This window comes from Clostridiaceae bacterium HFYG-1003, assembly GCA_024579835.1.
Classification (GTDB): domain Bacteria; phylum Bacillota; class Clostridia; order Clostridiales; family Clostridiaceae; genus JG1575.
In genome coordinates, this window is record CP102060.1 from 1,049,182 (window position 1) to 1,060,897 (window position 11,716).

Consider the following 11,716-nt stretch of genomic DNA (forward strand, 5'->3'; position numbering starts at 1 on the left):
ACACTCCAAGAGGAACACTCGAAGCCGAACATACCGTAGAGAAATATACTCGAAGAGGAACATATTCAAAGAGGAACATACTCCAAGAATTGAATAGTCGAACTATTAAGGCACCCGTCAGATCCTTGTCCCAAGGATCTGACGGGTGCAGGTGCTTTTTTGAAGTTTTCTACTTTTTAGGGTAACATTCAGGCGGAAAAATCATCTTTATGATTAAATATAAAATTTAACACTCTAGTTTTAAAGAAAAACCGTTTGATTATACGGAAAAGCTTTGATAAAGTTCATAAATTCGGAGATAATAATGATAACGTTATGAATGCTGAATCATTGAGTGAATCAGGGTTTGGCTCATGGGCGAATATGACAAAGGGGTTTGTACTATGAACCAAAAATGTGGGAAGAAACGGATCGGCTGGCTGTTGGCACTGGTGCTGTTTCTGGGGCTGTTTCAGGGATTGAGCGTGCCGTCGGTCGCTCAGGCGGAACCCGTTGCGCCGAAGCTGGTCGGTTCCGTGACTTCCAGCCCGAAGACGGCTGAGGTCGGGGATGAAGTAACGATAACGCTGGATCTGGCCGATACGGTCACCGGCATAGCGGGTGAACTGTTCGCGGCGGTGGCGAATCTGGAACAGGAATCCGTCTATTTCTTCACTCTGGCACCTGGGACCGATGGTCTTTATCGAGGCAGCGCACTGATCGATGAGACAGCGAAAACCGGGACCTATATCCTGACCAATATCCTGATTCCGTTTGAAGACGACTCCTTCGGGGAAGTCTACAATCAGGTGCTGGATCCGGAACTGCCGGAAGCCGAAGATTTAAGCGGGGCTGATTTTACCGTGAACAATCCCAATCAGGATATCACACCGCCCGTCGTCACGGCTGTCTCCGTGGATAAGACCAGCCTGCTGCAGGGGGAGACCGTGACCGTTACGGCGCAGGCCAGTGACATCGGCCTGGGCATTGAGGACAGCATCCTGGTCAGCTATGAAGGACCCGAGGACAGCTACCTGGATCTGGAGCTGACCAGTCAAGGCAACGGAACTTATTCCGGTCAGCTGACCCTGCCGGAGGATGCCCTAGCCGGAACCTGGTATATCAGTCAGATCATCCTGGCGGATCGGGCCGGCAATCTGGTGTTCCTTGGAAACGCCACCAGGGATCCGGAAGCGCTTGAGACCATGAATCTGGATCACTGTGATCTGACCGTAGGTTCCATTACGCCAGAAGATACAACCGCTCCGGTCATTGAGTCCCTGACAATCTCCAACCATGAGGTCACCTCGGGCACCGGATTCACCATGACCATGCGTGTCTCCGATGATCAGGATCTGGAACGCATCGTGTACGGCAGCTGTGCGGCACCGGACTGGGCGTTGAATACACTCCACAAAACCTATTCCTTCATGCTGTTTGAGAAAACTCCGGGTGTCTATGAAGGGAACCCGGGGATTGGATCAGACATCGGCACGTATATCCTGGACTACGTTTCCATTTCGGATGCGGCCGGCAACGAAGCCCGGCTGGAAAACATCAAGCTGAACCCCAATGGAACTGACCTGAGCCAATACAACGTCAAGCGGGGATATACCATCCTGTTTGATTCCATGGGGGGAACCGGGGTTGCGAAGCAGTTTACCTCCACCGGCTATCTGACAGAGCCAGTCGCTCCCACCCGGGAAGGCTATTCGTTCGCTGGCTGGTACCACACCAACACCTACGAACGGCGCTGGGACTTTGCCAAAGACAAAGCCGATGTCTACACCCAGAAGCTCTATGCCAAATGGGTTCCGGCCGGAGAGCCGGTGGAAGTACCGGAGTTCCCGCATTATGCCAAAGTTACCGCCACATCCCTGAATTTCCGCAGCGGGCCATCTACCTGGTATCCCACGCAGGGGAGCATCCCCAAAGGAACCATTGTCAAAGTCAACTATCGCGACAACAACTGGTATTCCATCGAATACCTCGGAAAGAAAGGTTTTGTATCGGCCACCTACCTGCAAAAGACTGACGCTTCTCTGGTTTATCAGGTCAGTCCCGCAGTCAATCTGCGCACCGGCCCGTCCACAGCCTACAGCATCATCAAAAAACTGCCGGTGGGCACACTGGTCGAACTGGTCAGCAAACCCAGCACCACCTGGTATCAGATTCTGGCAGGAACAACCAAAGGCTATGCCTCCGCCAGCTATCTGAAGCCCGTCAGCGCTCAACCGGCACCGACTCCACCGCCAGCCCCCAACGATCCCACGATCTATATGGTCAAAACAACGGTGAACCTGCGCAGCGGTCCGTCCACCGCCAATCCCGTCATCCGCAAGCTGCCGGTCGGCACACTGCTGGAACAGCTGCAGAAGGTCAACGATACCTGGTGGCAGGTGAAGGATGGGGATCATACCGGTTATGTATCCGCCAAGTACCTGGTTGACATCGTCACCCCGGTTCAGCGCTACATCAACCTGGATCCCGTCAACCTCAGAACCGGCCCCTCCACCAGTTACTCCGTCATTACCAAACTGCCCCGCAGCTCCGTCTTCATCCTCATGAAGAAGACCTCCTCCACCTGGTGGCAGGTCTGCGTAGACGGTAAGATCGGCTATGTTTCAGCCAAGTATCTGAACTTCATGCCATAAGGACGGAACGGAACGAAAATGTGACACCAAGCAATTAGGATTAACGATCGCGTTGTCTTACGGTCGCAATCTGACCAACAGCGTATTCAGCGGTACGCCTCATATCCTGGCAAAGCCAGGAATGGGGCGGACCGCAGTCATTTGTATTTTCTGTCAGATTGGCATTGAAGCAGTCATTGAAGTAGTCACTGAAGTAGCCCGTGAAGCGGCAATCACAAAGATCCGGGATTCCCGAACAACCATCAGACCAGGTCGCCAAGGCGCATAAGACATGATCGGGGTGTTGGAAACAGGATTGGCAGGTTTTTTACCATTTAAAAAACAATGTATTTTCATGAACATCCTACAAAGAAATCAAAGATTTGAACGTAGCTTGATTTAATCCTAACGTGTTGAGAATTATTTATAGTAATTATTCGGAACTGCTTTGATAATGGTCCTTAATTCAGAGATAATTACAGTATCGTTCTGCAGGCTGAATCATTGCGAAAATTGTGGTTTGGCCCATCAGCGAAAAAAACGAAGGGGTTTGTACTATGAACCAAAAATGTGGAAAGAAAAGCATCAGCACGCTGCTGGCACTGGTGCTGTTTCTGGGGTTGTTCCAAGGATTGAGTGGAGCGTCGGTCGCTCAGGCGGAGCCTGTCCCGCTCAAGCGAGTGGTATCGGTGACCTCCAGTCCGAAAGAAGCAAAAGTAGGGGACAAAGTAAGCGTGACGCTGGATCTGGACGATCGGGTCACCGGCGTGTCAGGTGAACTGGAGGCAGGTTTTTCCAGTTTGGAGTATGAGTCGAGTTATCGCTTCACACTCGCAGTCGGGTCAGATGGTTTCTACCATGGCAGTGTAACCATCGATGAGACCGCAAAAAGCGGAACCTATATTCTGACAAATATACTGATCCCATTTGCGGATGGATCCTTCGGTGAAATCTACAACCTGGTGCTGGATCCGGAATTGTCGGATTCGGAGGATTTAAGCGGAGCGGATTTTATCGTAAGCAATCCCAACCAGGACATCGCGCCACCGGTGGTCACAGCCGTGTCCGTAGATAAAACCAGCGTGCTCCAGGGCGAGACCGTGAATGTGACGGTTCAAGCCAGTGATGTCGGACTGGGCATTGACGGCAGCATCATGGTCGACTATGAAGGGCCTGATTTAGGACACCAGGACGTGGCACTGACCAGTCAGGGCAATGGAACATACACCGGACAGCTGATCCTGCCCAAGGAGGCTCCGGCCGGAACGTGGTTTATCAGTCAAATTTCACTGAAGGATAAAGGCTGCAACCGAGTAGTGCTGCATAACGCGACCAGAGGTCCGCGAGAGCTGCAGACCATGAAGCTGGATCACTGTGACATTACGGTGAACTATATCACACCGCCGGATACGACACCGCCGGTCATAGAGTCTCTGACAATTTCTCACAATAAGGTCAGCTATACGAACGGGATCATCATGACAGTGCGAGTTTCTGATGATCAGGGTCTAAAAGGCGACGTTACCGGAAGTTATGCTGCACCGGATTGGGCAATGAATACTCTTCATAAGACATTTTCTTTCAGTCTGAGAGAAAAATCCCCGGGAGTGTATGAAGGGCACCCGGCGCTTGGCTCAGCCATTGGCACGTATATCTTGGACTACGTCTCCATTTCGGATATGGCCGGTAATGAAACCAGGCTGGAAAACGTCAAGCTGAACCCCAATGGAACCGACCTGACACAATATGACATCAGACGTGGATACGACATTGTGTTTGATTCAATGGGTGGGACCGTTGTTCCGAATCAATTTACCTCCAATGGGTATCTGGCTGAACCAGCACCTCCTACCAGAGAAAACTATTCCTTCGCGGGCTGGTACCACACCAATACCTACGAACGACGCTGGGACTTTGCCAAAGACAAAGCCAATGAATACACCCAGAGCCTCTACGCCAAATGGATTCCGGCAGGAGAGCCGGTAGAAGTGCCGGAATTTCCTTATTATGCCAAAGTGACCGCGACTTCCTTGAATTTCCGAAGCGGTCCGTCCACCTGGTATTCTACCCAGAGCAGCATACCGAAGGGAACCATTGTGAAAGTCAACTATCGCGATAATAACTGGTATTTCATCGAACATCTTGGAAAGAAAGGATATGTATCAGTCAACTATCTGCAAAAAATTGACTCTGCTCTGGTTTATCAGGTAAACCCCGCGGTAAATATGCGTACCGGCCCATCCACTGCCTACAGCATCATCAGGAAGCTGCCCATCGGCACACTGGTCGAACTGGTCAGTAAGCCCAGCACCACATGGTATCAGATACTGGCAGGCACAACCAAAGGCTTTGTCTCCGTCAGTTACCTGAAGCCAGTCGTCGATCAGCCGGCTCCAACGCCTCCGCCTGAGCCCGCCGATACAACGATCTATCTGGTCAAAACGGCAGTGAATCTGCGCAGTGGTCCGTCCACGGCCAACACCATCATCCATAAGATGCCAGTGGGAACGTTGCTGCAACAGCTGCAGAAAGTCAATGATACCTGGTGGCAGGTGAAGTATGATCAATGGATTGGTTATGTTTCTGCGAAATACCTGGTGGGTATTGTTACCCCGGTTCAACGCTACATCACGTTGGAACCCATCAACCTCAGAACCGGTCCGTCCACCAGTTACTCCGTCATCACGAAGCTCCCCCGCAGTTCCGTTTTCATTATTATTAAAAAGACCTCTTCCACTTGGTGGCAGGTCTATGTGGACGGAAAGATTGGCTATGTTTACGCCAAAAATCTGCACTTCATGCCTTAACCCTGGCGCAAACGAGTAATCGGACCGGCAGGTTCTGGTCATGGATTGACTCATACGAAAAATTATTCATTTCTTTACAGCCCGACTTCATTCAGCATCAGCTTGATGAAGTCGGGCTGTTCCTTTGACACCGCATGTTTTCTCAACGTGGTCGAATTTTTGATGGATCTAAGTGTTAAAAATAGCATTTTGTCCCTAATATTGCAAAGTTGTCCCGAAGTGGTATCATTAGGTGAGGGGTGAAGAGAAATGAAAAAGAAGAACGTTTTAAATTTGATTAAATACCACGCAGAAAAAAATGATGCTGCATTTCGCAATGAAGCTTATGAAATAGCAAAACACTTTGATACCGTAAATGATTATCAGCTCTCCGAGTATATTATTGCATTATTATCGGATGTGAATACATTCGTTCCGCAAATGGATGAAACGACATCCGGATATTTCAAAAAAGTGAATGTAACCACCGATCCGCTTCCCTTGCCAGATTCCATTAAAGACAATGTAGTAGGTATAATCAATGCGGCAGGCCATAATGTTGGCGTTAATAAGTTTCTGTTCGAAGGACCGCCAGGTACAGGCAAGACGGAAACAGCCAAGCAATTGGCTCGAATCTTGGACCGGGAATTGTTTGCTGTCAATTTCGATACCGTAATTGACAGCAAATTGGGTCAGACTTCCAAGAATATAGCGGCATTGTTTGATGAGATCAATCGTTTTCCGCACCCCGAGCGCATTCTGATATTACTTGATGAACTGGATGCCATTGCCATTGATCGTATCAATTCCAATGATTTAAGGGAGATGGGGCGGGCAACTTCGGCTGTTTTAAAAGGCCTGGACGGGCTCAGTGATCAGGTCATGTTAATTGCAACAACGAACTTGTTTCGTTCCTTTGACAAAGCGTTAATCAGACGATTTGATTCCGTGATCGATTTCAGTCGATATACCAGGGAAGATTTGGTGGAGATAGGAGAAATTATTCTCAATGATCTATTGGTTAAGTTCAAAAAAGCCGGCAGGAATATGAGGTTATACCGCAAGATTTTAAATTGCATGGATCCGATCCCTTATCCAGGAGAATTGAAAAATTTGATAAAAACTAGTTTGGCATTCAGTGATCCAAATAACGAATACGATTATTTGAAGCGATTGTATGCATCGACATTAGGAAAGAACCGTAGTGCTGATTACAAAGAAATGCAGAGTAAGGGTTTCACTGTTCGTGAGATCGAATTACTGACCGGAGTATCAAAAAGCCAGGTATCACGGGAGATAAAGGAGTCTAAGGAATGAATAATCTCTTGCAGCTTAAAGGACGTTTTGAACAGGCGCCTAATTCATCCCGGCCTGGTTTGCCCAGCCTTCCAAAAAGTCAATCGGTTCAAGTTTCTGAGATGGAAAAATTAAGAAATGAACTGCAGCATCAGATCAAATTTTGGAGTCAGGAGCGATATATCGACGGAGCATTGGTCAGCGTTTATTACAATAAAGTCGCAGCTAAAAGCAACCGGATAAAAGGGCTTTTGTCAAAAGGTCAGAATACTGCAAATAGAACGATCGTTGGCGCGCGGTTTACCTTGGATCAGTCACCAAAACATATTATTACTCATTATGTGTCACTGGATGTCATTGAAGAATCCATAAAACGGCTGGATGAATGTATTCAGATCGTCAATCAGATTTTTCAGGGATCAATAAGCCATGAAGATCTGGAAAAAATTAAGTCCGGAGAAATCAAACTGCCGGCTGAAGGAATCAGGAAAACAAATTTCACGTACGTCATTACAGATGTGCATTATATTGAAAAATTTGATGTATTCGTTAATGACAATCCAGTTCAGAACAATTCAATCATCACAATTTTTCAGACGGATCATAACGTAAAAACGGTGTTGGAGAAGATTGGTCTTGATCTATCCTTTGAAAAGGTGATGGACGAAACAACGATCCAGCTCAGGCCGGATGAACTGGCTCTTTTACGGGAAAGAGCCCCTTACCTGATATCTATGGCTGTGAGTGATATATCCAGGATGGTGAAGGATGACTTCGAATTCTTGAGGGATAGAAAATTAAGCATACCACCGCCGAATAACGAACCAACCATCGGAGTAATTGACACGATGTTCGATGAATCGGTTTATTTCTCTGAGTGGGTATCCTTTGAGAGTTGTGTGGATCCAGCCATTCAAATCGCCAACAATGACTTTACTCATGGAACCGCCGTAACTTCGATCATTGTGGATGGTCCGTCCTTTAACCGTGAGTTGGATGATGGCTGCGGCAGATTTCGAGTTCGCCATTTTGGAGTTGCCACCGGCGGACAATTCAGTTCCTTTTCAATTCTGAGAAATATCAGGGATATTGTCCGTTCAAATACAGATATTAAAGTATGGAATCTGTCACTAGGTTCCATGCTCGAAATCAATCCGAATTTCATCTCGCCTGAAGCAGCATTCCTTGATAAGCTCCAATTTGACCACAATATCATCTTTGTAATTGCCGGAACCAATCAACCTCCCAACTCGGCAGGTCAAGGAATGGCCATTGGCGCACCGGCGGATTCCATAAATTCTCTGGTAGTTAATGCGGTATCCTTTGATCAACAACCGGCCAGTTACTCCCGAAGCGGACCAGTCCTGTCATTTTTCACGAAACCGGATATAAGCTATTATGGCGGGGATCGCAGGCAGGGAATCAGGGTTTGTACTCCTGTGGGCGAAGCACAGGTATGCGGTACTTCTTATGCAGCACCATGGATTTCTCGAAAAATGTCCTATCTTATCGATATTTTGGGATTTAACCGAGAGGTAGCGAAAGCGCTGCTGATCCATTCTGCAACCGGTTGGTCCAGCCAGGAATATGATCCGAATCTGATCGGACACGGAATTGTGCCGATCAGAATCGAGGAAGTTACTCAAAGTCAGGATGACGAGATTCAGTTCATTTTGGATGGTACCTCAGAAAAATATGATACCTACAATTTCAATATTCCAGTTCCCGTGAAAAATGAAAAACACCCGTTCATTGCAAAGGCAACCTTGTGTTATTTTCCCTGCTGCTCACGAAATCAGGGCGTAGATTATACGAATACGGAATTGGATCTGCAATTGGGTCGAATCACCCAGAAAAATTCAAAAACAATATTAAAGCCCATTAATAACAATTACCAGGGGATGGATACGAGTACTTATACCTGGGAAGAGGATGCGAGAAAACTATATCGTAAATGGGACAATGTGAAGCATATCCGGGAAGTCCAAACATCCAACAATCGTGACAAAAAACGCTATGACAGCGGTCTCTGGGGGATCAGTCTGAAGACAAAGGAGCGTTTGGAAGATAAATTCGGCGAAGGGATCAAGTTCGGGGTGGTGGTCTCTCTTAAATCAATCGATGGAGTCAATCGCATCAATGAATTCATAAAGAACTGCTATGCTCGGATGTGGCTGGTGAATTTCATCGAGGTTCAAAATCGAGTTGAGATTTATAATATTGCGGAACAGGATATTGAATTTCAGGAGTAAGGCCCTTGTTGAATACGAAGGATGACAGAATAGTCGAAAGGAGATGAAACAAAAAATGGGAAAAAACCAGCATGTTACGCCGCATCCGAAAGGCGGCTGGCAGGTGAAAGGAAGCGGTAACTCGAAAGCGACAGTAAGAACTCGAACTCAGGCTGAGGCTGTCAAATCAGCTCGGAAAATTGCAGCCAACCAAAAATCAGAGGTCGTGATTCATGGGCAGACAGGCAGAATCCGTGCAAAGGACTCCTATGGCAATGATCCCTGCCCACCCAAAGGGTAGGGGTACGGATCAAATAGAATGAAGTGATGCTGCAATAAAAGAGCAAGAATTCGATGTTCGGGAAAACCTGCGCCAAGCCTTCAACTGCATTTAGTGCCGTACTGGAAGCGTTGGCAGATTTATCCATGATCAATCCACCGAGTCATCCAGTTTTGGCAATCGATCGAAAAGCACTGAAAATAGGCCAATTGGAACCAATCACGAATCAGGATCTTATGAAAGATGAGGAACTGGTGGAGCTGGAACTTTGGGACTATAACTTCGGAATATTTACATATAAGCCCCAGGTGGACTTGTTGTCTTTGTATGCGTCTTTAAGAGAAAATACTGATGAAAGGGTGGAGCAGGCATTAGAGGAAATCCTGAGAGGAGAGCCATGGTACTACGAATTGAAGTATTAAATATCTTTCATTAGGGCCATCAGACCTCACGGAACTCAGTCATCACAAGGTCAGACATTGGTAAAAAATAACGAAAAGGATCAGTCAAAGAATTCAGAGGGATGTGGCTATACCCTTGAACTAATGGAAGGTTAAAGCTGTGAGTCAGCAATTTAAGCTGATTCCAGCGGTATATATGTCAAGTAAAATATAAAAAAGCTTGACGTGTCCTTCGATTCTATGTATGGTGAAAGTAATACAATGCAATTCGATTTACTACTTGCTGTATTCGGGTCAGAAAAGCTGAGTAGATCTGAAAGGGATGGAATGAAAGGGTTAACATAATGCATCGCATCCGTCAAATCATGCATCATTTCATGTTAATAGAAAGCGAGGTGAAGAGTGAGTTTCTCACTTGAATCATGTCAACAAAAAATATATTGGGAAGTAATATTGGAAAATATAAAGATCTAGAAGTCTTTAACTCAAGAAGAGTTTTCGATGAAGTTCACAAATGCGGAGTTACTCCGGCAGCGTTTCATAAAAATTTATCCAGGATGGCTGAAGCCGGGGTAGTATATAAGGTATCAAAAGGTCTCTATTGTAAACCAAAACAGACACGTTTTGGTTCTCTCAATTCTGATGAAAATCAGATCATCGAGTATTTTCTTGGGAAGAAACAGACCAAAGGTGTTCTGTTAGGATATCGACTTTACAATCAACTTGGATTAACTACACAATTAGCCAAGTCCATATTGATTTATTCGAATAAGACAGATTATACGCAAAGTAAAGTTCAGCATATTTTAATCAGAAAGTCCAATCTAACATTTAGCGAACCGGTCAAATCACTGATCCAGCTGCTGGATGTTCTTGAACATCTAAAGGAAATACAGGATATTCAGACGAATCAGCTGCAGGAGTACATAAAAAGCACGATCGTAAAATACGAAGATAAATACCTCGAAAAAATACTGAAGGATATTTCATTCAAAAAAAGCACATTGGCTGCGCTGAAAGCCATCTTAGACAATGAGAAGGTCAATCATAATCTTGATCAGTATTTGAGTAAAAATTCCAAGTATAATCTGAAGATATTGGAGGACCTGAATGTTATTCCACGAAAGTAAAGAATTTGAAGATCTGATTGGTCTGACGAGTAAATGGCGAAAAATACCTTCTACAGCAATTAGAAAAGATTATTTTATTACTGAAATACTAAGCAATATTGCTACTTGCGAATACAGGGATTCCTTGGTTTTTAAAGGTGGAACATCTCTGAGTAAATGTTATCCAGGTTCCATTGAAAGATTTTCTGAAGATATCGACTTGACTTATATTCCTTCGGGAGAGATTAACATTAATGCAATTGAAAAGAATCTAAAAAAAATTGAACAATGTCTAATCGGATCTGCATTTTCTGAAAAGAATTTTACAGAACGAAACAAACGGAATAAAAGTTGTTATATCTGGTTTACGCTGGAACATAAAGCTATAGAGAGAGTTAAGTTGGAAATTGGTTCAGAAACCAAACCCCACCCTTTCCAGAAAAAAATCTTCAACTCCTACATTCAAGACTATTTGGAGTCTAATAATCACTCCAATGATGTTATGGAGTTTGGTCTGAAAAGCGTGACAATTAATGTGTTGAACATAGAAAGAACCTTTTTAGACAAAGTGATGGCTGTAAAACGTCATGCTTAATCGGATTCCTTAAGCTTGAAAGCCAGGCATTTATATGATGTAGTAAGGTTGTACTCGATGAAGGAGATTCAAACTTTCTTGAATGATCCGGTCTCACTAAAAGAAATTGTAATGATTACGAAAGAAAATGATTCGTTTTATTTATTAAAGAGAACGTGTCCCGATGGATATGATCCATGTGGATCGTATGATTTTGAGTCATGGAAACATAAATTGGATCGGGATGTGCGATTGAATTATGAAAGTCTCCATAAAAATCTTTTATATTCTGATGAACCACAGGATTGGTTAAAAGTAGAAGCTGTTTTGTTACTGCTATTGTTCCTTGTCCAGAAGTTGATGGTATTTCTTGTCCGGGAATTGCTGGAAAGAATGGCAAGTTGAGAGAAATTGCAACTTGCCATTT

At 45.3% G+C, this 11,716-nt stretch carries 10 protein-coding genes; all 10 read left to right on the plus strand.

Annotation, left to right across the window (positions count from 1 at the left end):
• The first annotated feature begins 383 nt into the window (after window positions 1-383).
• Window positions 384-2,633, plus strand: coding sequence for an SH3 domain-containing protein (locus tag NQU17_04835; GenBank protein ID UUM12890.1), 2,250 nt, complete (start codon window positions 384-386; stop codon window positions 2,631-2,633).
• Between the two features lie 52 nt (window positions 2,634-2,685).
• On the plus strand, window positions 2,686-2,901 hold the full coding sequence (locus NQU17_04840; protein ID UUM12891.1) for a hypothetical protein: 216 nt from the start codon (window positions 2,686-2,688) through the stop codon (window positions 2,899-2,901).
• A gap of 268 nt (window positions 2,902-3,169) precedes the next feature.
• Window positions 3,170-5,419, plus strand: a complete 2,250-nt coding sequence (locus NQU17_04845; GenBank protein ID UUM12892.1) for an SH3 domain-containing protein — start codon at window positions 3,170-3,172, stop codon at window positions 5,417-5,419.
• Window positions 5,420-5,668: 249 nt separating this feature from the next.
• The gene (locus tag NQU17_04850; protein UUM12893.1) at window positions 5,669-6,715 is read left to right on the plus strand and encodes an ATP-binding protein; all 1,047 of its coding nucleotides are present in this window, start codon (window positions 5,669-5,671) and stop codon (window positions 6,713-6,715) included.
• Window positions 6,712-8,946: a S8 family peptidase gene (locus NQU17_04855; GenBank protein ID UUM12894.1), complete on the plus strand. Its 2,235-nt coding sequence runs from the start codon at window positions 6,712-6,714 to the stop codon at window positions 8,944-8,946. The genes NQU17_04850 and NQU17_04855 overlap by 4 nt, the downstream gene beginning before the upstream one ends.
• Window positions 8,947-9,001: 55 nt before the next feature.
• A complete protein-coding gene (locus NQU17_04860; GenBank protein ID UUM13459.1) occupies window positions 9,002-9,226 on the plus strand; it encodes a DUF2188 domain-containing protein in 225 nt (74 codons plus the stop codon).
• Between the two features lie 53 nt (window positions 9,227-9,279).
• On the plus strand, window positions 9,280-9,627 hold the full coding sequence (locus NQU17_04865; GenBank protein UUM12895.1) for a hypothetical protein: 348 nt from the start codon (window positions 9,280-9,282) through the stop codon (window positions 9,625-9,627).
• 401 nt (window positions 9,628-10,028) lie between these two features.
• Window positions 10,029-10,736 (plus strand): DUF6088 family protein, encoded by a 708-nt coding sequence (locus tag NQU17_04870; GenBank protein UUM12896.1) that lies wholly within the window; start codon window positions 10,029-10,031, stop codon window positions 10,734-10,736.
• On the plus strand, window positions 10,717-11,310 hold the full coding sequence (locus NQU17_04875) for a nucleotidyl transferase AbiEii/AbiGii toxin family protein (protein UUM12897.1): 594 nt from the start codon (window positions 10,717-10,719) through the stop codon (window positions 11,308-11,310). Before NQU17_04870 ends, NQU17_04875 begins: the two co-directional genes overlap by 20 nt.
• A 57-nt stretch (window positions 11,311-11,367) precedes the next feature.
• Window positions 11,368-11,694 (plus strand): hypothetical protein, encoded by a 327-nt coding sequence (locus tag NQU17_04880; GenBank protein ID UUM12898.1) that lies wholly within the window; start codon window positions 11,368-11,370, stop codon window positions 11,692-11,694.
• Window positions 11,695-11,716: the final 22 nt, after the last annotated feature.